27 protein-coding genes are annotated in these 22,019 nt (G+C 46.3%); 13 read left to right on the top strand and 14 right to left on the bottom strand.

Going from position 1 to position 22,019, the window contains the following annotated elements:
• The first annotated feature begins 82 nt into the window (after nucleotides 1–82).
• Nucleotides 83–802, top strand: coding sequence for a DUF4197 domain-containing protein (locus tag GC130_RS24290; RefSeq protein ID WP_152000970.1), 720 nt, complete (start codon nucleotides 83–85; stop codon nucleotides 800–802).
• A 42-nt stretch (nucleotides 803–844) separates the two neighbouring features.
• Here the strand turns inward: GC130_RS24290 and GC130_RS24295 are convergent, their stop codons facing one another.
• The 3 genes from GC130_RS24295 to GC130_RS24305 all read right to left on the bottom strand — a co-directional run bounded on the left by GC130_RS24295 (nucleotide 845) and on the right by GC130_RS24305 (nucleotide 2,495).
• Nucleotides 845–1,240, bottom strand: a complete 396-nt coding sequence (locus tag GC130_RS24295; RefSeq protein WP_152000971.1) for a type II toxin-antitoxin system VapC family toxin — start codon at nucleotides 1,238–1,240, stop codon at nucleotides 845–847.
• Nucleotides 1,231–1,434, bottom strand: a complete 204-nt coding sequence (locus tag GC130_RS24300; RefSeq protein ID WP_152000972.1) for a hypothetical protein — start codon at nucleotides 1,432–1,434, stop codon at nucleotides 1,231–1,233. Before GC130_RS24300 ends, GC130_RS24295 begins: the two co-directional genes overlap by 10 nt.
• A 65-nt stretch (nucleotides 1,435–1,499) precedes the next feature.
• Nucleotides 1,500–2,495, bottom strand: a complete 996-nt coding sequence (locus GC130_RS24305; RefSeq protein WP_152000973.1) for a phosphatase PAP2 family protein — start codon at nucleotides 2,493–2,495, stop codon at nucleotides 1,500–1,502.
• A gap of 158 nt (nucleotides 2,496–2,653) precedes the next feature.
• On the opposite strand from GC130_RS24305, the gene GC130_RS24310 reads away from it, so the two are divergent.
• On the top strand, nucleotides 2,654–3,049 hold the full coding sequence (locus tag GC130_RS24310; RefSeq protein ID WP_152000974.1) for an Hsp20/alpha crystallin family protein: 396 nt from the start codon (nucleotides 2,654–2,656) through the stop codon (nucleotides 3,047–3,049).
• A 149-nt stretch (nucleotides 3,050–3,198) separates the two neighbouring features.
• Nucleotides 3,199–4,593 (top strand): sodium:solute symporter family protein, encoded by a 1,395-nt coding sequence (locus GC130_RS24315; RefSeq protein WP_152000975.1) that lies wholly within the window; start codon nucleotides 3,199–3,201, stop codon nucleotides 4,591–4,593.
• Nucleotides 4,594–4,679: 86 nt separating this feature from the next.
• On the opposite strand, the gene GC130_RS24320 is transcribed toward GC130_RS24315, so the two are convergent.
• Genes GC130_RS24320 through GC130_RS24330 form a run of 3 tightly spaced genes read right to left on the bottom strand, consistent with a single transcriptional unit; the run spans nucleotide 4,680 to nucleotide 5,557 of the window.
• Nucleotides 4,680–4,898 carry a hypothetical protein gene (locus GC130_RS24320; protein WP_152000976.1) on the bottom strand — a complete coding sequence of 73 codons (219 nt, stop codon included), beginning with the start codon at nucleotides 4,896–4,898 and terminating at the stop codon, nucleotides 4,680–4,682.
• Nucleotides 4,899–4,920: 22 nt separating this feature from the next.
• Nucleotides 4,921–5,235 carry a hypothetical protein gene (locus tag GC130_RS24325; RefSeq protein WP_152000977.1) on the bottom strand — a complete coding sequence of 105 codons (315 nt, stop codon included), beginning with the start codon at nucleotides 5,233–5,235 and terminating at the stop codon, nucleotides 4,921–4,923.
• Nucleotides 5,210–5,557: a hypothetical protein gene (locus tag GC130_RS24330; protein ID WP_152000978.1), complete on the bottom strand. Its 348-nt coding sequence runs from the start codon at nucleotides 5,555–5,557 to the stop codon at nucleotides 5,210–5,212. Before GC130_RS24330 ends, GC130_RS24325 begins: the two co-directional genes overlap by 26 nt.
• A 336-nt stretch (nucleotides 5,558–5,893) precedes the next feature.
• On the opposite strand from GC130_RS24330, the gene guaA reads away from it, so the two are divergent.
• The 3 genes from guaA to hemL are packed head-to-tail and all read left to right on the top strand — an operon-like array spanning nucleotide 5,894 to nucleotide 10,561.
• Nucleotides 5,894–7,423: a glutamine-hydrolyzing GMP synthase gene (guaA, locus tag GC130_RS24335; protein WP_152000979.1), complete on the top strand. Its 1,530-nt coding sequence runs from the start codon at nucleotides 5,894–5,896 to the stop codon at nucleotides 7,421–7,423.
• A complete protein-coding gene (locus tag GC130_RS24340) occupies nucleotides 7,414–9,258 on the top strand; it encodes a hypothetical protein (protein WP_152000980.1) in 1,845 nt (614 codons plus the stop codon). The genes guaA and GC130_RS24340 overlap by 10 nt, the downstream gene beginning before the upstream one ends.
• A 4-nt stretch (nucleotides 9,259–9,262) precedes the next feature.
• Entirely contained in the window at nucleotides 9,263–10,561 is a 1,299-nt protein-coding gene (gene hemL / locus GC130_RS24345) for a glutamate-1-semialdehyde 2,1-aminomutase (protein ID WP_193217986.1), read from the top strand.
• A gap of 45 nt (nucleotides 10,562–10,606) precedes the next feature.
• On the opposite strand, the gene GC130_RS24350 is transcribed toward hemL, so the two are convergent.
• The 4 genes from GC130_RS24350 to GC130_RS24365 form a co-directional block, all read right to left on the bottom strand.
• A complete protein-coding gene (locus GC130_RS24350) occupies nucleotides 10,607–12,181 on the bottom strand; it encodes a serine hydrolase (protein WP_152000981.1) in 1,575 nt (524 codons plus the stop codon).
• A 63-nt stretch (nucleotides 12,182–12,244) separates the two neighbouring features.
• Nucleotides 12,245–13,375 carry a DUF3667 domain-containing protein gene (locus tag GC130_RS24355; RefSeq protein ID WP_152000982.1) on the bottom strand — a complete coding sequence of 377 codons (1,131 nt, stop codon included), beginning with the start codon at nucleotides 13,373–13,375 and terminating at the stop codon, nucleotides 12,245–12,247.
• Between the two features lie 84 nt (nucleotides 13,376–13,459).
• On the bottom strand, nucleotides 13,460–14,203 hold the full coding sequence (gene kdsB, locus GC130_RS24360) for a 3-deoxy-manno-octulosonate cytidylyltransferase (RefSeq protein ID WP_152000983.1): 744 nt from the start codon (nucleotides 14,201–14,203) through the stop codon (nucleotides 13,460–13,462).
• Nucleotides 14,204–14,232: 29 nt separating this feature from the next.
• Nucleotides 14,233–15,585: a nodulation protein NfeD gene (locus GC130_RS24365; protein ID WP_226940597.1), complete on the bottom strand. Its 1,353-nt coding sequence runs from the start codon at nucleotides 15,583–15,585 to the stop codon at nucleotides 14,233–14,235.
• 37 nt (nucleotides 15,586–15,622) lie between these two features.
• Here GC130_RS24365 and GC130_RS24370 point away from each other — a divergent pair, with 37 nt between their 5' ends.
• From GC130_RS24370 to GC130_RS24395, 6 genes are all read left to right on the top strand, one after another.
• Nucleotides 15,623–16,429, top strand: a complete 807-nt coding sequence (locus tag GC130_RS24370) for a DUF4905 domain-containing protein (RefSeq protein ID WP_152000984.1) — start codon at nucleotides 15,623–15,625, stop codon at nucleotides 16,427–16,429.
• Entirely contained in the window at nucleotides 16,407–17,474 is a 1,068-nt protein-coding gene (locus GC130_RS24375; RefSeq protein WP_152000985.1) for a LysM peptidoglycan-binding domain-containing protein, read from the top strand. Before GC130_RS24370 ends, GC130_RS24375 begins: the two co-directional genes overlap by 23 nt.
• Before the next feature lie 82 nt (nucleotides 17,475–17,556).
• Nucleotides 17,557–17,772, top strand: a complete 216-nt coding sequence (locus tag GC130_RS24380) for a hypothetical protein (RefSeq protein WP_152000986.1) — start codon at nucleotides 17,557–17,559, stop codon at nucleotides 17,770–17,772.
• A complete protein-coding gene (locus GC130_RS29135) occupies nucleotides 17,756–18,013 on the top strand; it encodes a PIN domain-containing protein (RefSeq protein WP_152000987.1) in 258 nt (85 codons plus the stop codon). The genes GC130_RS24380 and GC130_RS29135 overlap by 17 nt, the downstream gene beginning before the upstream one ends.
• The gene (locus GC130_RS29140) at nucleotides 18,010–18,207 is read left to right on the top strand and encodes a PIN domain-containing protein (RefSeq protein WP_193217987.1); all 198 of its coding nucleotides are present in this window, start codon (nucleotides 18,010–18,012) and stop codon (nucleotides 18,205–18,207) included. Before GC130_RS29135 ends, GC130_RS29140 begins: the two co-directional genes overlap by 4 nt.
• Nucleotides 18,204–18,980: a TIGR02757 family protein gene (locus GC130_RS24395; protein WP_152000989.1), complete on the top strand. Its 777-nt coding sequence runs from the start codon at nucleotides 18,204–18,206 to the stop codon at nucleotides 18,978–18,980. Before GC130_RS29140 ends, GC130_RS24395 begins: the two co-directional genes overlap by 4 nt.
• Nucleotides 18,981–19,015: 35 nt before the next feature.
• Here GC130_RS24395 and GC130_RS24400 read toward each other — a convergent pair whose 3' ends face one another.
• From GC130_RS24400 to GC130_RS24415, 4 genes are all read right to left on the bottom strand, one after another.
• Entirely contained in the window at nucleotides 19,016–19,330 is a 315-nt protein-coding gene (locus GC130_RS24400) for a putative quinol monooxygenase (RefSeq protein WP_152000990.1), read from the bottom strand.
• Nucleotides 19,331–19,405: 75 nt separating this feature from the next.
• Complete coding sequence (locus GC130_RS24405; RefSeq protein WP_152000991.1) at nucleotides 19,406–20,659, bottom strand: MFS transporter; 1,254 nt, start codon at nucleotides 20,657–20,659, stop codon at nucleotides 19,406–19,408.
• 18 nt (nucleotides 20,660–20,677) lie between these two features.
• Complete coding sequence (locus GC130_RS24410; protein WP_152000992.1) at nucleotides 20,678–20,911, bottom strand: hypothetical protein; 234 nt, start codon at nucleotides 20,909–20,911, stop codon at nucleotides 20,678–20,680.
• A 66-nt stretch (nucleotides 20,912–20,977) separates the two neighbouring features.
• Nucleotides 20,978–21,568, bottom strand: a complete 591-nt coding sequence (locus GC130_RS24415; RefSeq protein WP_152000993.1) for a TetR/AcrR family transcriptional regulator — start codon at nucleotides 21,566–21,568, stop codon at nucleotides 20,978–20,980.
• 116 nt (nucleotides 21,569–21,684) lie between these two features.
• Here GC130_RS24415 and GC130_RS24420 point away from each other — a divergent pair, with 116 nt between their 5' ends.
• Nucleotides 21,685–22,017 carry a hypothetical protein gene (locus GC130_RS24420; protein ID WP_152000994.1) on the top strand — a complete coding sequence of 111 codons (333 nt, stop codon included), beginning with the start codon at nucleotides 21,685–21,687 and terminating at the stop codon, nucleotides 22,015–22,017.
• The last annotated feature ends 2 nt before the right edge of the window (nucleotides 22,018–22,019 follow it).

Consider the following 22,019-nt stretch of genomic DNA (forward strand, 5'->3'; position numbering starts at 1 on the left):
TTCCTGCCAAATTTGTAACATCGTTTTTTAGCTATAAAGATATAAAGTGGTTTTATTTGAAAAAGTTTAAAACAGCTACGTAATGAGATTTTTATCTGCAACAATATTGGCTTTTGGCATGCTGGCAATTTCGGCCTGCTCAGTTCAGCAAATACAGAAAACAGTTGACGGCTACCTGAAAGACTCCAAGCCAACCACCGAGGAGGTGGTATCGGGCTTGAAGGAGGCGCTGGAAAAAGGGATTACCAACGGAGCCAAAAAAGCCTCTGCTGTAGATGGTTACTACAAAAACCCTCAGATCAAGATTCCTTTTCCTCCTGACGTGCAAAAAGTGGAGACAAAGCTCCGTCAGTTGGGGATGGATAAGCAGGTGGATCAGTTCATTGAAACGCTCAACAGGGGAGCTGAAGAAGCGGCCAAGCAGGCAACGCCAATTTTTGTGAGTGCGATTAAGCAAATGACAATCAACGATGCCTGGAATATCCTGAAAGGAGACAAGGACGCCGCCACTCAATACTTGCAGAAAACAACGACCAGTCAACTTGAGGGCAAATTTAAGCCTGTCATTCAAAAGGCGTTGGACAAGGTGAATGCCACAAAATATTATGGTGACCTGGTGAATACCTACAATAAGGTTCCTTTTGTAGACAAGGTGAATCCCGACCTCAACGACTACGCAACTACATTGGCTATTGATGGTCTGTTCAAGCTGGTGGCTCAGGAAGAAGCCAATATCCGCAGCAATCCCGCCGCCCGAACTACCGAGCTGTTAAAGAAGGTGTTCAAGGAGCAGGATAATTGATTGGAGGGATAAAGTTGAAAACCAGTTAAATCTGAGAAATTACTACTGAATTTCGTAAGGGTTTGCCAATTTCAAAGCTTGTATATTTTTGAAGTCATTGATATTTCTCGTCAAAAGAGTCAAGTCAAATTCGACGGCAGTGGCGGCAATGATCGCATCGGGTAGTTTTACCTTATGAGCTTTGCGGATTTCAGCAGTTTTCATTTTAACAGCGCTTTCAAGCTCAAATACCCATGCATCCTCAATGAAGTTTTTTACTACTTCCAGGTCTTTTTCTGTTGGCGCACTCCAGCACAAGAGTTCAATCTCAGTAATACTTGAAATTGATGGTTGAGAATTAGCTAAAATAGCGTCTATGAATTTTTCTGCAGATGGAGAAAATTGTTGCTGTAGATAGTAGATGACTACATTGGTATCCCAAAGGTATTCTATTCCCATTCGTCTCGCAGATCATCAAGCTGCTTGTCAATATCATGCAGTGGCTGCTTGGTCATGGCTCCTTTGTACTTAGCCCAGTTAGTCGTTTTGTCAACCAGCTTTTCTCTTCGAACCCTGATGAGCTTAAGTAGCTCTAAATCTTTTAATAAGCTAATTGCCTTTTCGTTTATAATATCTATCGTAATGGTTCGCATGGTTCATGAACTAAAAAAGAGACTCGTGCACTGCTTACAAGTCAAAAATAATGAAAAATAGTCAATTATCTTGTCTGACTTTTATACCATCCCAATTTCTTAGCAATAGCCGTGCTGCCCCAAATCAGCAAAAACATCTCCAAAGCCCTTTTAATCAGTAGCACAGTGTCATTGCCTTTCAACCCTACAGCCCTGATCAGTTGATCAAGGAGAATGCTGCTCCCCACCAATACCGCAATGGCCAGCACCACTCTTAAGACCCGGATCGGCCACTTACCTTCATCTGAAGGGAATCCCTGCAAGCCAATGAGGAGGAAAGCAATGTTGAGCCCCAGGAATTGAGCAGCTATGCTGTTGCCCAGGACAATGAAAATGATGGGAAGTATAACACAAGAAGAAATGAAAATGAGAGTAGGCATATTCATTTGCAGTCGCAGCCTGCTGAGGGAGAGATAGGCCGAAAGTTTATTCTTTTTGATCAGGAAAAACCATGCCAGCCAAACGGTGATGCCACCGAGAACGAGCCCACCCAGCACATCGGCCAGGAAGTGCCTGCCGAGGTACATGCGTGAAAAGGGCATTAGTGCAATGATAATGATGGCTGCCACCCTCACCCAGGTTCGGTTAAACAATAATCCAATGCCACCCCAGTAAGCCACCGAGCCACTTACATGGCCTGAAGGAAATCCGTAAGAGTCCAGCTTGTTTTCTCTGTAATATTCGATGGCTTCCGGCGTTGGCAAGCTAAAAAAGGACTCTCCACCCTTTCTGACGAAAGGAGAAGCTGCGTTGAACTCATCGACCAGGTGCTTGAGTGATGAATCGACATTTTCCGGGCGGGGCAGGGCAAAGAAATCTTTCAAAAGTGCTCCGGCAAACCCTGTCCAGATAAGCATGTGTGTAGCAAGGAAGGCCTTCTTCATATGGATGCCAAAAATGAGCACAATGGCCACGGCAATGAAGGCGGAGTTGTACCCGAGCCTGGTGGTAGCGTCCATCAGCCAGTAAATGGCCGGGCTGTCAAAACTCTGGAGGAAATGGTTTGGCTCGGTTTGAAACATCAGCTGTTTTTTTGCCGAAACTACAGGATTACTCTGTCAGACAAAAAGACAATTTGACCGATTCTATGAATTTTTATTCAGAAAACATGACATAAATACCTGAAAAATACGTTGGTACATTGATTGATCAGTGATGTGGGAATTTAGGATATATGAAAATGAAGTTATCTGACTCTTTGGTAAAAAACATGGTTGTGACGGCAGATTTGCTGAATACAATCAATGGAGGTATGAGTCTTCCTTCCACAAAAATGCGGAAGCTGGAAGATTGCTACGAATTGGATGTGGTTGCTCCGGGACTCTCGGTGGAAAACCTCAAAATTGAAATTCACAACAGGCACTTGAGTGTGTTTCATTACCTGAACTATAAGACGCCCAATCACACGAATGAACAGGAGGGAGCACCAAATATTGTACATTTGATGCCTATCCCATTCGACGTGGAGCTGGATAGCATCACTGCCTTGTATGAAGGAAAGCTCTTGAAAGTCATTATGCCTTTTAACGAGCTGGCTGAGGGGTATTTCAGGAGCATCGATATAGACACTTTGTAAAAGAGAATAACTATTAAGCATAGTTTTGATTAGTCCTTTTTGAAGACCCTGCGAGCGTTTGTCCGTGGGGTCTTGTGTTTTAACGGTATTGTATTCAATTTTTCTACTCCTATTTTTGCTGCTCATCTTTTACGTTTCAGCGGAGGCTAATGCTTGGAGTTTTTGTAGTGATTTATCTGTTGTTGACCGTGGCTATTGGTATGGCAGCTTCCAGGTACATCAAAACATCCACGGACTTCATGCTGGCGGGTCGCAAGCTGCCCATGTTTCTCTCTGCTTCGGCTCTTTTTGCCCTATGGTTTGGCTCAGAGACAATTTTCGGGGCTTCGTCCGAGTTTGTGAAGCACGGCGTGCTGGGTGTGATCGAAGACCCGTTCGGAGGCGTGCTTTGCCTCGTTTTATTTGCCCTGATCTTCGTCAAACCGTTGTACAGGTTAAATCTGCTTACCCTTGGTGACCTATACCGCAATCATTACGGAAAAAGCGTGGAGCTGATTGCCAGCGCTTGCATGCTGCTCACCTTTTTTGGTTACATCGCTGCCCAACTGGTGGCGCTTGGCATAATCATCCAGATCATCTCCGGACTGCCCACCATTTACGGCATCCTAATCAGTGCAAGTGTGGTGACAATTTATACACTGATGGGAGGGATGTGGGCTATTACTATTACTGATTTCATGCAAAGCATCATCATTGTCGTCGGTTTGGTGATTGTGGCGGTTACTATTGTCAATAAAGCTGGCGGAATGGCACCGGTATTGGATGGTGCACCAGAAGGTTTCTTCTCGTTTGTACCGACCGACGGAGACCCGATGACCTGGATTCATTACCTGGCGGCCTGGCTCACGCTGGGCCTCGGTTCGCTCGCTTCTCAGGATATTTTTCAACGGGCTAACTCGGCAGAAAGTGAGAAGACTGCAGTAAGATCTACCTTGCTGGGAGCTGGTATGTACGGCCTGATTGCTATTCTCCCGCTGTTCATTGGCCTGGCAGGGAAGGTGCTTTACCCGGAACTGATTGATGGAGACACCCAACAGGTGCTGCCCTCGATGGTGATGGCACATACTGACATGTGGGTACAGGTGATGTTTTTCGGGGCCCTGTTGTCGGCGATTTTCAGTACATGCAGTGGAGCGGTGCTGGCACCCGCCAGTATTTTATCGGAGAATATCATTCGCCCGCTGATGGATCAAAATATGCCGGATAAACGTTTTTTGGTCATTCTGCGGGCGTCAGTGGTGTGTATGGCCGTCCTGGCTTCCTGGCTGGCTTCGTACCGCACCAACATTTTCGAGCTAGTTTCGGAGTCTTCCATTCTGGGCTTGGTTACCCTATTTGTGCCGATGGCAACGGCGCTGTTCTGGAAAAAGTCGTCCCGAGGCGGGGCGGTATTGTCTATGATATTGGGTTTGGTAAGTTGGTTTCTGAGCGAGCATGTGTTTCATTTCGAATTCCCGGCCATGTTCATTGGGTTTGGTGCCAGTGCTTTGGGAATGGTGGTGGGGACTTTTTTGTTTCCCCGGAGACCAGATATTTTTGGCTAAAACCAGGTTTTTTTTTCACAAATCCCCGTAATGGGAAGCGCAAAGATACCACTCCCAACTTAGCTCTATGCCTGCACTCCGGTCTTCTAGCTCCCGTCTTCCGTCACTTCTTTCCCCTCCCTACACTCCACCAACTCCACCATCAACTGCTCGTTCACCTCCTTTTCCTGCAGCATCATTTCCTGGTATTTGTTGGCCATTAGCGAGTTAAGCTCAGCTTTGGAAGCCTGCATTTTGGCATAGATGCCCAGGAGAATAAGGGCTGCCGACAACACGACAATAATGATCAGTGGGAAGTTTTTCATGAGAAAGTCCTTTGACGGCAAGTTACTTCTTTTTGCTTTCGCATTCCTCAAGCGTCTGCATTGCGATTGCAGCTTGTTGTTCGGCCATCATTCGTTGTTGTTCGGCCTCGGCTTGAGCACTCATCGCTATTTCAGTTTGCTTCTCAGCTTCGAGTTCAGCCCGAACCAGAAGGGCCTCTTGCTCCCTCAATAGATTCAAGAACGTGGATGCTTCATTCGCTTTGAGAGAGGAGTAAATAGCAAAAAAGATAATGATGAGCGTTTGAATGCCGATTGTGATTTTAGCCCAGAGCTTCATGGTTGTTATGACTTTAGTTGTGCTTTTGACAAGCTTCAAGTTGTTTTTTATAGTCATTCGCTAAGGCTTTTTGCCTGGTGGCTTCAGTGGCAGCCTCAACTGCTCTTTCAGCCTGAATGAGTGCTTCTTCCTGAGATTGATCTGCAATTGCTCTCTGCTTTTCGGCTATTAGTGTTTGTTGTTCAGTCTCACGTCTCCTGGCCTCGGCAATAGCCTGGGACTTTTGAACTTCCGCCCTCAATGAGTCATTGGCCACCATGAGCTTCTTTACTTCATCCTTACAGGAATATACTTTTGGCGAAGCATAAGAGGCAAGTACCATGAACAAACCACCTCCAATAAAAAATAGAATATTTTTCATGCTTAAATATAGAATTTTAATTTGAAAATGGCCCCTTCGGGGCAATTAGGCTCCCTTATTGGAAATAGCCAATGCACCTAAGTGAATATTGGCTCCAGCGGATAGCACTACCACTTTTCAGCTCAGCCACTCTCTTTTGATATTGAAGCAGGCCCTTACTTCGATCTTCGGTCTTCAAACTGCTTTCCTGATTCCTGAACGCTGCCACTTCTCACTTTGATGCGCTTTACTCATCACTCTCAAACTTTCGCACCTCTCAATCTGCCACTTCCATTTTCCTCCCGACTTTCCCATCCAAAAACTAGTTTAAACTAACCCCCCGTATTATTTTTGCGGATGGCTGAAATGATTCTGATCCTCGACTTCGGATCTCAATACACACAACTCATCGCTCGCCGGGTTCGGGAGCTCAATGTTTACTGTGAAATACACCCCTACAACCACCTTCCCGATTGGAGCGACGATATCAAAGGCGTCATTCTTTCTGGCAGCCCCTGCTCGGTAAGAGATGAGGGATCGCCCGACATAGATATTGATTTTTATTCTTCAAAAGTGCCATTGTTAGGCGTTTGCTATGGTGCGCAGCTCATGGCAAAAAAGAGTGGGGGCAATGTTCTTCCCTCGGAAATCAGAGAATACGGCAGAGCCAAGCTTAGTAAGGTGGATTCGCACCACGACCTGCTGAAAGAAATTACGCTTAATTCGCAAGTATGGATGTCGCATGCCGACACGATAGCAAGCATACCTGAGAAGTATGAGGTGATTGCCAGTACCCCGTCGGTGCATGTGGCGGCATTCAAGTTGAAGAATGAGCCAGTTTACGGTATTCAGTTTCACCCCGAAGTGACGCATACCACCGAGGGCAAAACGCTGCTTCGCAATTTTGTTGTGCACATCTGCGGTTGCAGCCAGGACTGGACACCAGACATCTTTGTCGAAACTACAGTGGCTGACTTGAAAGCCAAACTGGGCAATGACAAGGTGGTCATGGGGCTTTCCGGCGGTGTTGACTCCTCAGTGGCTGCCATGCTGATCCACAAGGCCATAGGCAAGAACCTACATTGTATCTTCGTTGATAACGGGCTGCTTCGAAAGAACGAATTCATTAGTGTGCTTGAGTCTTACAAACATATGGGCCTGAATGTGAAGGGTGTAGATGCTTCACAGCGTTTTTATGCAGCGCTTAAAGGACTGACGGAACCTGAGCAAAAGCGGAAGGCGATTGGCCGGGCGTTTATTGAGGTGTTTGACGAAGAGGCGCACAAAATTCAGGACGTGAAGTGGCTTGGTCAGGGCACCATATACCCCGATGTGATCGAATCCGTTTCGGTGAAAGGGCCTTCTGCCACCATCAAGTCGCACCACAACGTGGGCGGTTTGCCAGAAAAAATGAAAATGAAGGTGGTGGAGCCGCTTAACACGCTGTTTAAAGATGAGGTAAGAAATGTCGGGCGCACGCTGGAGATCGATCCGAATATTTTGGGTCGCCATCCTTTCCCTGGCCCTGGTTTGGGAATAAGGATTTTGAGTGAGATCACTGCAGAAAAGGTTAGGGTGTTGCAAGAAGTGGATCATATATTTGTGCAAGGCCTCAAGGATCACGGCCTGTACGATCAGGTATGGCAGGCAGGCGCTATGCTTACCCCGATTCAGGCAGTAGGTGTAATGGGCGACGAAAGAACTTATGAAAATGTAGTAGCTTTAAGAGCAGTAACTAGTGTCGACGGCATGACTGCCGATTTTTGCCACCTGCCTTATGAATTCCTGGGAGAAATATCGAGTGAAATTATCAATAAAGTAAAGGGGGTAAACAGAGTGGTGTACGACATCAGCTCTAAGCCACCTGCAACCATTGAATGGGAATAATCAACATGCGATATCCAGCTATTCTTAGAAGCCTGAGCGTTATTTGTTTGCTTTTTTGGGCAGCTTCTACGCAAGCACAGGACCACCAAACTAATTTCACTTTCGGCAAAGAGCTCTTCCGGGAGGGGCGCTACGAGTTGGCAATGCAGTCCTTTAAGAAGGTGATGATGCCTGCTCCTGACAACCCGTACGCTCCCTATGCTGCCTTTTACAATGCACTGTCGGCTTACAAGCTAGGTCAGTCGGAGAACAGCCGCAACCTGTTTCTTGAGCTTACACAACGATTCCCGAACTGGGAAAAGCTGGACGAAGCCTACTACTGGGTGGCTACCGGCTACTTTGAGCAAAATCAGCCTGCGGCTGCGCTCGATTATCTGAAGAGGGTGAAAAGCCCTTCTATGTCCGGCGAAATCAATCTCCTCAAGACGAAATACATTTCTAAAATTGACAGCCTGAACCAGCTAAAGGCATTGTATGAGATATACAACCGGGATACCGTAGTAGCTTCCTGGTTGGCAAGAAATATCATGAGTGACCCTGGCAATACGCTCGATCAGGCCATGGTGAGGGAAATAGTGGAGAAGTTCGATTTGCCCGTAGAATCATTCGGCCTGGTTGACCTAAGCAAGTCCGTTAAAAAGAGTGAATACCACGTGGCAGTAATGCTGCCTTTTATGTTCTCCTCACTGGATGAAAGCAAAGCTAACCCACGGGCCGACTTTGTCACCGAACTCTACACAGGCATTCTTCTGGCCGCCGAAAAGCTAAATGCTGAAAATAAGAAGGTGATTATCCATGCCTATGATACGAGAAGGAGCGGGGCTGTAACGACCAAACTTCTGCAAAAAGCGGAGCTACAGCGGATGGATTTGATTATCGGGCCGCTGTACCCTGAGCCAAGTAAGCTGGTGTCGGACTTTTCCTTTGCCAACAAAATCAATATGATCAATCCGGTGTCGGCCAATCCGGACGTCATTGCAGGTAACCCTTTTTCTTTTTTGCTCCGACCAACCTACCTGACCCAATCGTTGAAGGCTGCTGAATATGCAATTGAGAAATTTCAGGATAATAAAAACGCACTTGTTTTTTACGAATACAAACCCAACGATAACAGAGACTCATTGGCAGCAGTGCTTTATGCGCAGCAGTTGCGAGATAATGAGTTCAATGTGTTGAAAGTAAAGCCCTTGAGGTCGAATGAAGCACACTACCTTATCGATACCCTGAGCTTCAAAAAGGAAGTTGAGATAAAGACGCAGGAGAGACTGGATACGATGCTGCTTCATCCTGAAAAATACATTGTAAAGTCCAAGCAGAAAACATATGGGAAGGACTCACTGGTTTATCTCCACGAGGTATGGGGCATCAAAAGAGACAGTATAGGTCATATTATGATTGCGTCGTCTAATCCACTTTTCGCCACTAATACAATAAGCGCCGTGGAAATTCGCCCTGATAAAATCCCTGTGATTGGAAGGGAAGACTGGCTGGATATTCCTCAGGTAAATTACGACCAGGTAGAAAGGATCAATGCGGTATTCATATCACCTGTTTTCGTAGACAAGAGCCGGGCAGCCTACCAGTCGTTTAGCGGAAACTATATGAGAAAATACAAAACGCCACCATCGGTATATGCATCCTTAGGTTACGAAATGATGGTTGTTTTTGGAGGGTTAATGCATGCAAACGGCAATTACTTTCAGGCGGGCTTGCCGGAAGGCGAGATAGTGGAAGGGGTATTTACTTCTGGTTTTGAATATGGATTCCACAACGATAATCAGATGGTGACTTTTTTGAAGTTAGAGAACAACCAATTAGTGAAGGAAGTTAAATAGCAGTATGACGTTGAACAGATCCAGCAGTGTAGCGCTCTTTGACAGGGCACAAAAAGTAATTCCAGGTGGCGTAAATTCTCCGGTGAGGGCATTTAAAGCAGTAGGGGGCAACCCGTTATTTATCAAGGCAGCTAAGGGGGCCTATCTTTTTGATGAGGATGGCAATAAGTACATAGAAATGATCAACTCATGGGGGCCAATGATTTTGGGCCATGCCAATGAGATGATTGAAGAAGCTGTAAGAAATGCCATAGGCAAATCATTTTCATTTGGAGCCCCTACGAGGGCTGAGGTGGAAATTGCGGAGCTGATTTCACATATGGTGCCTTCTATTGAGAAGGTGCGCATGGTCAACTCCGGTACCGAGGCCACCATGTCGGCTGTCAGAGTAGCTCGTGGATTCACAGGGAGAGACAAAATTATCAAGTTTGAAGGTTGCTACCATGGCCATGGCGATTCGTTTTTGATTGCCGCAGGAAGTGGTGCAGTAACCATGGGAACGCCCGATAGCCCGGGCGTAACTGAAGGAACTGCCAAAGACACGTTAACGGCACCTTTCAATGACCTGGCGGCTGTGGAAACGCTGGTTGCGAAGAATAAAGGGACTATTGCGGCCATTATTTTAGAGCCCGTAGTTGGTAATATGGGCTGCGTACTGCCTGCGCAGGGGTTTCTGGAAGGGCTGCGTAAGCTTTGCGATCAGGAAGGCATTCTTTTGATATTCGACGAAGTGATGACCGGTTTCCGCCTGGCAAAGGGCGGGGCACAGGAAATATTCGGCATCACTCCCGATCTCACCACTATGGGTAAAATCATCGGTGGTGGCATGCCTGTTGGTGCCTATGGGGGTCGTGCTGAAATCATGAACTATGTGAGCCCGGCCGGACCGGTTTACCAGGCGGGCACTTTGTCGGGCAATCCTATTGCCATGGCAGCCGGCAAGGCGATGCTTACCTACCTGAACGAGCACCCCGAGACCTACACTTACCTGAACAAGATTACGCAGCGAATTGTAGACGGCTTTAGACACAACCTGGAGTCACTCGGCTTGCTGCATACCATCAATCACGTTGGTAGCATGTTCAGTCTGTTTTTTACCAATTCTGACGTGGTAAACTTCGACTCCGCCAAGACCAGTAATACCACTATGTTTGGCAAGTATTTTCAAAAAATGCTTGAAAAGGGTATCTACCTCGCACCTTCACAGTATGAAACACTGTTTATCTCTACTGCCATCACTGAAGAACTAGCTGACAAGATTATTGCCGCCAACAAAGAGGCCTTGAAAGAAATCCATTCGTGAGAGATTTGGTGCCCACAGCGCAGCTGGTGGCACCAAATCCCTATTTCATTCCTTCAGTCGAACATCCAGCTGCTGTACTTTTGGTGTCTTTTCAGGAGACATAGTGAAGAAAACTTCTGCACTCCCGTTTTCGCCTGTGAGGGTAAAAACACCCCTGAGCTGGTTGATGGCTTTCATTTCCCCCACTTTAGTGACATTACCTATAGGAGCCAGGGCCTGATTGTATTCTTTGATACGTCTGTCTCTGGAAAAATCCAGGAAGAAATTTTCCGCAAAAAGCGCTTCTTCAACACCTGCTTCGTTGGTCTGTAGCCAACTGGCCACTTTTGTCTGAGCGGCCAGGAGAATATCAGAAGCTGGCAATATCCTGGGCTGGAGGCCGGCTTTTTTGAATATCAGGTTGGCGACCTCATTGTTGATGGCGCCAGCGCCTGCATAAGTGCGGTTGGCGAAGGAAATGATGCCCAGGTCATATTCAGGATAAAAACGATAGTCACTGCCAAAACCAGGCAGCCCACCGCTGTGCCGGATGTACACCACGGCGTTACAATCTTTTCGGGCACTCAATCCATAGCCATAACCGCTGATCATCGGACAGGTATTTCCATCAGCATCCCTGGCGTTAGCCATCAGGCTTGGTTCTTTGGGTTTGTGCATGCTTCTGAGAGAGCTGCGCTTTACGGGGCCATACTCGTCATCGTTTTTTGGTGGATAGGCGGAAAGGTGATAGGCCACGTATTTGCTGAAGTCGTCCAGAGAGGTGATGAGCCCGCCCATGCAGCCAAAGGCACCGTCGTGCAACAGAGGCTCCGGCTTCCATTGTTCATCTTCCCAGCGGTAGCCCAACGCCAGCAGGTCTTCAGGAAGCCCCTCAAACTCCCAGTAGGTATTGTTCATACCGAGTGGCTTAAAAATGTTCTCATTAATGAATTCTTGGTAAGGTTGGCCTGATACATTGCTGATGATCTGCCCCAGAATTGCAAAGCCGGTGTTGCTGTACTCATAGCCGAAAGACGGAATATTGGAGAAGCTCAGGCCTTCTGCTACCAAAGTTTGTAACTCCTCTGGTGTGTCCTCCAACTGCCTGTCTCCCCAGGGGTTGTCCTCGGGAAAGCCCGCTGTCATTGTGAGCAGGTTTTCGATGGTGATGGGTGTGGCGTCTTTGGTGAGGTATACTAGATTTTTCATTTCTGGCATATAGTCAGCGGCTTCATCATCAAGTTCGAGTTTGCCCATTTCCACCAGCTTCATAATAGCCATGGCAGTAAAACTTTTGCTCATAGAGGCTATTTTGAAAAGAGACTTGTTTGAGACTGGCACTTTGTTGTCGGTATTAACGATACCATAGGAGCTCGACCAAATTAATTTCCCTTCCATGACGATGCCATACACCATGCCTGGGTAGTGATTGTCTTTGGCGGTTTGCTGAAGCAAAGCTTCGATTTCCGGCCCCAGGGCAACTACTTTTTGCACCCTGTCAGTTTCTGTAAACGCCGCCGCCTTGAATGTGGGATTAAAACTAACGACACCTGGCTGGGTAGCTTGCTGGTCAGCCGGAGGTGATGCCGTTTCGCAGGAAGCCATAAAAAGAAGACAAGCGAAGAAAACAGATAGTTTCATAGAAGATTGGTTTAGGTTGGAGACAATTTAACCTAAACCGTGGAGGTTTTTGAAAGGGAATGGCTAAAAAAGCAAAAACGAAATCACCAACTCTGCCATGATTCCGATAAAAAGAAACCAGGAATAGATCCAGCCGAGAAGGATAAACTTTGTGATGGTTTTGAACCAGCCCTGACCATACACTCGCTTCAGAGAGTAATAAGCGTACGTTGTAACGAGTGTGAAGCCCAGCCCACCAGCCCAATCACCAAGGCTGCTCTCTCCATCACTTAACATTATCACAATTAGAGACAGGCCATAAACGATATAAGCGAAGCTATGCAAATGAATGGCGTGCATGATATGATTGACATAAAGGATATTGCGCCGGATATAAAGCAGTTTGAGGATCAGGGCAAATATAGGCAGCATGATAAACATGAGTATGGGTAGGTTCTTTGTAACCAACTCAACCAATGTCTGCTTATCAGCCCTGTTCACACGAATTACCTGTCGGGCAATAAACTGCTGAGTAGTGGTGGTGCCGTCCAGATTCAAGCTGTCGTAAAGCATCTCGTCTGTCAGCTTCCTGTCATCTTTCAGGCGATTATAAGTGTTCCAGTTTTCGGCACTTATTCCGAAAAAACTGCCGTCTTTTTCACCATCAGTATCAACCTTTATCGGATCGAACGATTTTTCTGTCCCCAGAAATTTGATGGCCTCCCTGGTGTTTGAGTCAAGCTCTTCCTCGTTTAGCTGGGCAAGCTCAGCTTTCAGGCTATCCATCACGTGCAGGCTGTCGGTGCCGGTTAGCAAGGTGGGGCCAAAAGAGAAATTTAGGTTCGGGTTTGCTGCTTCCTGCTGAGCCATCTTTGTCTCTATGTCCCGTGTTATCTTTTTGCCCACCATGTTGAGGACAAAGAAGTAGAAAAGGCTGATGACAAGATAAAGCCTGACCGGATTCGCATAGGAAGCTCTTTTGCCCTCGTTAAACCGGAGTGTAAGCCAGCCAGGTTTAAAGAAAAAAGGAATCAGGGAGTTGGTGAACCGGCTATCAAAGGAGAAGGCATTATTGAAAAAGTCGTACAACAATTGACCAAATGAGATATTGGTATTGGTGTTTTCCTGTCCGCAGGACGGGCAGTAATTGTATATCTCAGTGTCCAGCGGATAACCGCAGTTCAAACAGGCGTTTTGCTTACGTCTGCGTCTCATGTTGGTTGAGTTAGTCGATGCCTAAAATAGGGACTGGGCGTTTAACCTGCAAATACCATTGGCCGTGCCATAGGCTTGTTTAGGTTAAACATTATAATGTTTCATTGCTTTCTCCACATCCTCTGGCGCATCTATTCCCATCGTTTCAAGGTCGGTTTCCACCACCTTTATTTTGTAACCGTTTTCCAGCCACCGCAACTGCTCCAGCGACTCGGCTTTTTCGAGAGGGGAGGGCTGTAGGTGCGTGATGGCCGCAAGAGCATCGACCCGGTAGGCATAAATGCCAATGTGCTTGTAAAAAGTGAATTGTGAGAGCCGGTCTTCGTTACTAACTCCCCGCAGATGTGGAATACATGATCTGCTGAAAATCAGCGCCTCCATTTTTCTATTAAACACCACCTTAACAATATTGGGAGAATCCAGAACGGCTGGATCAGTTATTCTTTTGATGAGGGTTCCCAGCTGCACTTTTCCGTTCAGAATACCTGCCAACGTATCAATCTGATTCGGGTCGATAAAAGGCTCATCGCCTTGAATGTTGATCACGTACTCAAAGTCACCTTCAGTTAGTTGCAACGCTTCCAGGCACCTTTCCGTACCGTTGGTGTGGTTAGTCGAGGTCATTACCACTTCAAGCCCCATGTTTTGCAGGTGCAGCAGAATTCTTTCGTCATCCGTGGCCACTACCACTTTATTCAGAAGCTTGGCTTTGGAAGCTTGCTCGTATACCCGTTGAATCATCGACTTACCGGCCAGGTCAATCAAAGGCTTGCCGGGAAACCGGGTGGAAGCATAACGGGCAGGAATGACGCCGAGGATGTTAGGCATAGAGCAGGTTTTTGAAGTTATCGGGTAAACTATTCAACCTCTTTAACTTTCAGTGAAGTTCCCTCGTCAGATATCACAACAATCTTAGCCCCTTTGTCGATGTAGTTGCCCCGGGTAAAGGCGTCGAATACATCGCCATCGATCAATACCTTGCCGCTGGGTCTTAGTATGGTGTGGGCCTCCCCGGTCTTGCCTATCATCGGCTCTTTCATAAAACTGGAGGTGTAACCAGCGCTTCTGTCCATGCTGGTTCCCAGGGCCACTCTATTGAATACTTTCGACTGACTGAGCCGGGCTCCGCCAAAAAACATGAGGACAATACTCCCCATGATTCCAATAATGGCTGTGACGGAAGCAATAAGCAGGCTGTCTAATTCAACGAAAGAGAAATCGAGGTTGTCGTTATTGACCATGACGAGTATAAGGGAGCCGAGGGTGAAGATAATACCAGCCACACCTGCTACCCCGAAGCCGGGGATGACGAAAATTTCGGCGGCTATCAGCAGCACACCTATGAAAAACATAATAATTTCCCAGTTTTCCGCCAGACCATTGAGGTAGTAGGGCACAAAATAGAGCGTAGCCGCAATAATGGCTGCTACAATAGGAAAGCCTACACCTGGTGTTTGTAGCTCGAAATAGATGCCCCCGATAATGATCAGTATGAGGATGCCCGAAATAAAGGGGTTGAGAAACAGGGCGATGATCTTGTCAGTAGCATCCAGCTTGAAATCGATAAGTTCGTAATCGGTTACACCTGAGCGTTCCATTATTTCATCAATACTGCTTACCTGGGCTTCGCAATAGCCATTTTTTATGGCCTCGCTGGTAGAGAAGGTCAACACTTTGCCAGCTTGTGTGATGCTGTCAAACTCCAGCGTTTCGTCTACCATGGCTTCAGCTATCCGTGGGTCACGGCCGTTGGCTTCAGCGGTAGACCGCATGATGGAGCGCATATAACTTTGGTACTTATCAGGGGCGGCGGCACCATCCGAAGTCACAACCGTTGCCGCACCAATGCTGGCAGCTTTGGCCATATAGATACTGTCGCAGGCAATAGAAATCAATGCACCGGCAGAAGCCGCATCTTTGTTGATGTAAACGTAAACGGGCCTCTCGAAATCAAGCACCCTTGTCCTGATCTCATCAGCATCGGTAAGTGCACCTCCGTAGGTGTCCATTTCAATCACCACATAGTCAACTGAGTCTTCAGTGGCCTGGTTGAGCGCAAGCTCCATCAGCCGGTTGGTGCGTGGATCAATTTCTGCCGCCAATAGCACTCTTAATACTTTGGTTTGCTTTTGCTGGGCAAGCCCCAAAAAAGGCAAAGCCATCAGGAGGATAAGTACGCTTTTTTTGTTCATCAATTTCAATAGGTTCATATTACCTATAGTTTTACGTAAAGTTAATCAAATAGAAGTGTCGGAACGCTTATCACCCATTTTTATCCATGATTTTGAACAGCCCATCTGGCAAATGGCGCTTGAACCGGAAAAAGGATTGCTGGCCCTGGAGCTACGTGACCTGAAGGAAGCGTCTGTGAGCTTTTCTTTGCTGGACCTTCATACACAAATTCTGGTGTTTGATCGTTATGCATTCGAGGAAGAGTGGTGGATGAGTATTGTAACGATAAAAGACAACCTGTTGTTGATAAAACAGTACCATGATAGCCAGCAACCGGAGAAGCAGGGACTTTTAGCGATCAACATAGAATCTATGGAGGTACAATGGTGGCTGCAAAATTTTCAACTGCTACAATTGAATAGCCTGTCAGTTTCTGGTAAACAGCACGGTGAAAGTGAAAGTATTGTGAAGCACTACGAAATTAATTCCGGGCAGGAGCTTGCGACCGATTTGGTAGACAAATCTAATGGGCAGGAGCAATCGATAAAAGCCAAATACCCAACGCACTACGATAGTGAGTCACCACATTTGGAAACTATTAAGTCATTCATTGCCAATTACTTCAACGTAAAAGCCGTTGGTGCTTGTGACTACCTGGAAGTAGAAGACCTGATCGTTATTTCCTGGTTTTATTCAGAGGGAAGCTCTTATGCAAATGTGCTATCCGTGATTGATTCTGAAGGGAATATTGTGATCGAAGAAAAAATTGGCACTGGATTGGATGCATTTGCGGCTGATACTTTCTTTGTACTGAAGAATAGATTGATATTTGTGTCAAACAAAACGCAACTTATTGTTTATGAATTATTTGAGGGTGCTTAAGGCTGTCTTTTTATTGACCATGATCACCAACCTCTCATTTGGAGCGGAGATGGACTCTGTGCGCCTGGAAAAAAGAGAGGGTAAGCAGTTTGTTATTCATAGGGTTGGACAGGGAGAAACGCTATACGCCATTTCGAGGCGATACCAATCAAGCGTGGAAGAAATTTCCAAAACCAACAACCTTAGCGGCAATAGTGTAGCTATAGGCCAGGAAATCGCTATCCCCTGGAGGGGAGATGTCCCAAAGAGTATGAATCAAAACTCGACTTCGGGGCAGCTTTATCACACCGTTGAAGCAGGTCAGACACTGTATGCTATTTCGAGGCAATATGATGTGAGTGTGGATGAAATCAAACGGCTGAATAACCTGACAAGCAACGAGCTAAGTACCGGACAGCAGCTGGTGTTAAAGAAAGGCCAAAAGCCGGTGGAGCAGACAGCCCCTGTTAAAGCTGAGCCTGCCACCCCGAAAAATCCTCAGCTGACTTATCATACCGTAGCACCTTCCGAAACGCTTTTTAGTATTTCGCAGAAATACGATGTGTCTGTAGACGATATAAAAAAATGGAACGACCTCAAGGGCAACAGCCTGTCGGTGGGGCAGGAGCTGGCCATTGGGAAGCCGACAACCGTTAAGGCACCTGTGGCGATTGCGGAAGAAACACCGACGAGAGAGAAGAAAAAGGAACTGGTGGTAAGCGAGGCCAGCAATGGTTCGCTGAAGCAAATCAACAAGCAAGGCTACACCAGAGATACGGCCTCGGTGGCAGGCTACGAAAAAGTGGTGGAAGAGGGCTTTGCCATGGTGATTGAAAACTCGCCTGAAACGAGGAAGTTTCTGGCGCTGCACCGCACTGCGCCCATCGGCGCCATTCTGGAAGTGAAGAACAGAATGAATGGCAGATCTATCTATGTGAGGGTAGTGGGCAAACTGCCCGACACTGGAACCAACAACAAGGTGCTGATCAGGCTTTCGGAAAAAGCTTTTCAAAGGCTTGAGTCAGTTGATCCTAAAGTGCCTGTTGAAGTATCTTATGTTCCGTAACTGAAAGATTGATAGTGAGAATAAGGCTGAAGTCTGGTAGTTCTCATCTTTAATTCTCTTATCTTAATAAATATTTGGAGATATGGTCATTGAAAAAACAAAAGACGAATTAATTATCAGGCTACCTTCAACCGTCAATGTGGAAGAGACAGAAGATTTTTTACGCTATTTGCGCTATCAGGAAATTACTTCAAAGTTCAAAGTTAAGCAGGTTGACGTTAATAAATTGGCAAAGTCGATTAGCAGAAGCTGGTTTGAAAGTAATAAGTCAAAATTTCTAAATGAAGATAATAGTTGATACTAATATTGTCTTTAGTGGCATCTTAAACTCATCAGGAAATATTGGCCGCCTTCTCATTCACTCAAAAGGAATCCTTGAATTCTACTCTTCTGAATACTTGCTTGTCGAAATTGAGAGCCACTTCCCGAAGCTATTAAAATTGACGGATCTTGGTAGCGATGAATTGTCCGAACTGATCGCTACCGTGACCAGAGACATTACTTTCTTGTCAGATAGCTTTTGTCAAAATCTGCTTTGAAGTCCGCCTATGATATCGTTAAAGACATAGATGCCGATGATTTGTTATTTGTAGCAATGGCCAATAGCGTTCCTGATGCTAAACTCTGGACAGGAGACAAGAAGTTACACGGAGGACTGCTGAAGAAGGGTGTTTCCAATGTAATGACCACAGCGAACCTCTTGACTTATCTAAATAAGCGAAGCGCCGAATGATCGACATTAAAGAACTTAAAACGCTACTCGATCAAAAGGTGGATGAGTACAACCGCCCCTTTTTCATTGAAAAGGATCCGGTTTGCATTCCCCATAGCTTCACTACTAAGCAGGACATTGAGATTGCAGGCTTCTTTGCTGCAACCTTGGCCTGGGGCCAGCGGGTCACCATCATCAACAAGTGCAGAGAGCTTTTCACGCTGATGGATGATGCCCCTCATCAGTTCGTGTTGAATCATTCCGAGAATGATTTAAAAACAATACTAAAGTTCAAACACCGCACGTTCAATACCACCGACTTGCTCTACTTTATTCAGTTCTTTCGTGAGCACTATACCAACCACGACAGCCTTGAGAGCGCTTTCTCAAATTCTATGAAGCCAGGTGACGAGACGATTGAAAATTGTCTCATCGGTTTTCATGACTTATTCTTCAGCCTTCCCGAATTCCCTGCCCGCACCAAAAAGCACATCGCCACGCCAAAAAGGAAAAGCGCCTGCAAGCGCATCAACATGTTTCTGCGCTGGATGGTAAGAAAGGATGACAGGGGTGTTGATTTTGGCCTTTGGGAAACCATCAACCCTTCGCAGCTTATTTGTCCGTGCGACCTGCACGTGGACAGGGTGGCCAGAAGCTTTGGGTTGATCACCCGCAAACAAACCGACTGGCAAACAGCTTTGGAGCTCACTCACAATCTGCGGCAAATGGATCCCAACGATCCAGTCAAATACGATTTTGCTTTGTTTGGTATGGGAGTGATTGAGCATGCGTAAGCTCTTTAATGCACAACTTGTCCCAAATTGCGTCACTAGAGGGGGCTGAACTCAGAAAATATGCCGTTAAACTCTTCTATGTTCACAGGTATTTCATAGTCACAAGCTTCCTGAAATTCCTTCCACATCTCCTGCACAACCGGATTGGAATGGGCGGCTTGTATGGCCTCGGCCGACTTCCAACCAAAGATCTCAACAACAGTTCCGTCTTTTGATTTCATAGTCACCGGAAGCCTGTCACTCACCAGGCCTTCTCGCTTTAGAGCGGGCACGTGGTTTTTTACCAGCTTCTTAAGGGTTCTTTCCTTGCCGGGCTTGGGCCGATAACAAACAATGACTATCCTTTCCATAGTATCAGCATTGGTTACAGCAAATTAAGGAATTAATGACTGTAAACCTTGTGGAAGATTACGTTGATTCGGGTGCTAGACCGGTTGCATTTGCTTCTTCACCTTGTCCTTCACAATCTTGTTGATCACGCTCATCATCAAAATTGTAACAAGCATAGTGCCGGTAACCACATAGCCAAGCAGATCGTATCGCTCAAGCGGCCCGGCGGGCGTTTGTATAACGATAATGCCAGCCAGTGCAGAGGCAAATCCTCCCGAAACCTGTTGAATGGATGAATTTACTCCCATGAAAGCGCCACGCTCCCTTGGTTCAGGAATGGCTGTCATCAAAGCAGATGCAGAAATCATTCTGGCAGTGATGCCTATGAAAATGGCGATATTGATAATGATCACAATCCAAAGAGGAGTGATGCCAAGGTTGCAATAGATCAGGATCGTAGCAATGCCTATGAAAGTACCGATAGTAAATATTTTGTACTTACCGTAGAGGTCGCTCAGTTTCCCGGCCAGTGGCCCTACCATGATGGTGCTGATCCCCGTGAGCATGTATACCAACGGAAGCTGGTCGAGTGTGATGCCCAGGTTGTTGACGCCAAATGTGCTACCGAATGGCATCAGCATAAACCCACCCGTTGCCAAAAGGGCGGTGGCACCGAATGCCTTCAGGTAAACGGGCTGGGAAACTGTTTTATAAAGTTTTTTGAATGGGTTTCCAGGCGTTTGAAGCTTCAAATGCTCATCAACAGGCTTCATGAAAAGGATAATGACGGTGGCCGTGCCGACGGCCAAGCCGACAATCAGGATAAAGGGCGAGTGCCACCCCCAAAGATTGGCGACATAAAGACCTACCGGCAATCCAAGTACCTGGCTGCTGGCAAATGCCATTTGCACAAAACCCATCACACGTCCTCTTACTTCTAGCTTGAAAAGGTCGGTGATGATAGCAAAAACGACAGAGCCCAGCACGCCGCCAAAGACGCCTGTGACGATTCTGGCAGCAAGAAGAAAGTGATAGTTAGGCGCTATACCGCAGAGCAACGTGCCGATAATGAAGCCAGAGTAAAAGAAAAGCAGCAACTTTTTTCTGTCGAACTTGTCGGCAAAACCAGCTGCCAGCAAACCTGAAATGCCAGCGCTGAAAGCATAGGCTGACACCACTAGCCCAAACTGCGAAGTGGTAATGTCAAGCTCAACCAACAGCATCGCACCCAATGGCGATAGCACCATGAAGTCAAGAATGACTGTGAATTGGATGATAGCCAATATGGCGATCACAAAGGTTTCGTATTGCGTGAACACCCTTTTTTTGGGAGATAAGTCTTTTGTCATTCAATATTGGAGTTTGGGTCAGTCGGGTAGCTCCTCGCAAAAGTACCCTGCTGTTTGGATCATGGTTATTACCTCTGTTGGATGAAGTCCACCCGAAGCAATTCTTAACACATTGTCTACATCCATTTGATCCACATTCCACTCCATCACTCTATTGTCCGACTCCAAAAGCGGCATGATCTTGCTCACATCCTTTTTGTAGCGGATGTTGGTTTTGAAAACAAGAACCTCGTTGGTAACAGTAGAATTCATAGAAAAAAATTAGTCCTCTGAATGATAGACGATTGTTATTAATAATTACTTTAAATCAGTTTCATTTTATGGTTTAAGAGCTTTCAGCACCAGAAACAAAGTCATCTCAAGTTTTGATTCATCGAGAACGAACGGGCCTCTATTGCCCAACCCTTTTCCCGACAGATGAAATTTGATTAGTTGGTACAGGGGAGCAAAAGCAACCGACCAATAGACTTCAGCTGGCAGCGGAATCACTTCTTTTTTGGCGATGGCATTCGCCATAAAATGGCCCATTAGTCTCGGAAACACCTTGTCTTGACCAAAAAATGCTTCGTAAGGCGGAGAATGCTTCACTTGCTCCAGAAACTGCCCACTCATTGGGTTTTCCAGCCAGTAACGGCACCTGTTCTTCCACTGAATGCTCAGGCCTTCTTCGAAATGCATCTCAGGGTCAAACCCGTCGAAGGTGGCTTCAATCATTTTCGTGCCTTCCTCCTTACAAAGTTGCAGGATGAGGTCGTCCCTGTCTTTGAAATAGATGTAGATCGTGGCAGGTGATACGCCGGCCGCTTTGGCCAGTTTTTGCATACTTAAGCCCTCAAAGCCCTGCTTAGCGATCATTTCAAGGGCCTTTTCACGTATCAACTTTTCTTTGGCTTCGTCCCTGATTCTCATATGTTGCAAATATAAATGAATGTTCATTCATTTAATATACTCATTGAAATAAATATTCTTGTGACGACAAAATTATCGGGCATTTCCAAGTACATTTGGTTCACTATTTTGATTATATGAAGACCACTCTTCGGGTTACTTCAGTAGTTGTCTTTCTTTTTTTCTTCCTGCAGGTTATAATATTCCCTGTATTCCTCAGTCATTCTTATTATGCAAGCCGAAGTGCGGGGGAGCACTATAAGGTAGCGGTGGATTATAATTTTGTGGCTTACTCTACAAGCCAGCATGCCATTCAAAAATCCTCATTTCCCCTGGGAACGTGGTCAAAGGAAGATGAAGCGGCGAAGGTTTCTCTCGACGGGTACTTTACTGCATTGTTTCAAGTAGAGGCCTCACGTGTCTACGTCGATAAGGGTGTCTTTATTTCCTCACTGACCAAGGCACCATAGCT

Origin of the sequence: Imperialibacter sp. EC-SDR9 (assembly GCF_902498805.1) — a bacterium.
Classification (GTDB): Bacteria; Bacteroidota; Bacteroidia; order Cytophagales; family Cyclobacteriaceae; genus Imperialibacter.

Coding starts and splice junctions, on each gene's coding strand:
- GC130_RS24310 (WP_152000974.1), top strand. CDS start 2,654: ATGAAGTTATCTGACTCTTTGGTAAAAAACATGGTTGTGACGGCAGAT.
- GC130_RS24420 (WP_152000994.1), top strand. CDS start 21,685: ATGAAGACCACTCTTCGGGTTACTTCAGTAGTTGTCTTTCTTTTTTTC.
- kdsB (WP_152000983.1), bottom strand. CDS start 14,203: ATGCCTAACATCCTCGGCGTCATTCCTGCCCGTTATGCTTCCACCCGG.
- GC130_RS24320 (WP_152000976.1), bottom strand. CDS start 4,898: ATGAAAAACTTCCCACTGATCATTATTGTCGTGTTGTCGGCAGCCCTT.
- GC130_RS24400 (WP_152000990.1), bottom strand. CDS start 19,330: ATGGAAAGGATAGTCATTGTTTGTTATCGGCCCAAGCCCGGCAAGGAA.
- GC130_RS24350 (WP_152000981.1), bottom strand. CDS start 12,181: ATGAAACTATCTGTTTTCTTCGCTTGTCTTCTTTTTATGGCTTCCTGC.
- GC130_RS24410 (WP_152000992.1), bottom strand. CDS start 20,911: ATGAATTCTACTGTTACCAACGAGGTTCTTGTTTTCAAAACCAACATC.
- GC130_RS24305 (WP_152000973.1), bottom strand. CDS start 2,495: ATGTTTCAAACCGAGCCAAACCATTTCCTCCAGAGTTTTGACAGCCCG.
- hemL (WP_193217986.1), top strand. CDS start 9,263: ATGACGTTGAACAGATCCAGCAGTGTAGCGCTCTTTGACAGGGCACAA.
- GC130_RS29135 (WP_152000987.1), top strand. CDS start 17,756: ATGAAGATAATAGTTGATACTAATATTGTCTTTAGTGGCATCTTAAAC.
- GC130_RS24415 (WP_152000993.1), bottom strand. CDS start 21,568: ATGAGAATCAGGGACGAAGCCAAAGAAAAGTTGATACGTGAAAAGGCC.
- GC130_RS24295 (WP_152000971.1), bottom strand. CDS start 1,240: ATGGGAATAGAATACCTTTGGGATACCAATGTAGTCATCTACTATCTA.
- GC130_RS24340 (WP_152000980.1), top strand. CDS start 7,414: ATGGGAATAATCAACATGCGATATCCAGCTATTCTTAGAAGCCTGAGC.
- GC130_RS24315 (WP_152000975.1), top strand. CDS start 3,199: ATGCTTGGAGTTTTTGTAGTGATTTATCTGTTGTTGACCGTGGCTATT.
- GC130_RS24405 (WP_152000991.1), bottom strand. CDS start 20,659: ATGACAAAAGACTTATCTCCCAAAAAAAGGGTGTTCACGCAATACGAA.
- GC130_RS24380 (WP_152000986.1), top strand. CDS start 17,557: ATGGTCATTGAAAAAACAAAAGACGAATTAATTATCAGGCTACCTTCA.
- guaA (WP_152000979.1), top strand. CDS start 5,894: ATGGCTGAAATGATTCTGATCCTCGACTTCGGATCTCAATACACACAA.
- GC130_RS24355 (WP_152000982.1), bottom strand. CDS start 13,375: ATGAGACGCAGACGTAAGCAAAACGCCTGTTTGAACTGCGGTTATCCG.
- GC130_RS24330 (WP_152000978.1), bottom strand. CDS start 5,557: ATGAAAAATATTCTATTTTTTATTGGAGGTGGTTTGTTCATGGTACTT.
- GC130_RS24290 (WP_152000970.1), top strand. CDS start 83: ATGAGATTTTTATCTGCAACAATATTGGCTTTTGGCATGCTGGCAATT.
- GC130_RS24375 (WP_152000985.1), top strand. CDS start 16,407: ATGAATTATTTGAGGGTGCTTAAGGCTGTCTTTTTATTGACCATGATC.
- GC130_RS24365 (WP_226940597.1), bottom strand. CDS start 15,585: ATGAACCTATTGAAATTGATGAACAAAAAAAGCGTACTTATCCTCCTG.
- GC130_RS24300 (WP_152000972.1), bottom strand. CDS start 1,434: ATGCGAACCATTACGATAGATATTATAAACGAAAAGGCAATTAGCTTA.
- GC130_RS24395 (WP_152000989.1), top strand. CDS start 18,204: ATGATCGACATTAAAGAACTTAAAACGCTACTCGATCAAAAGGTGGAT.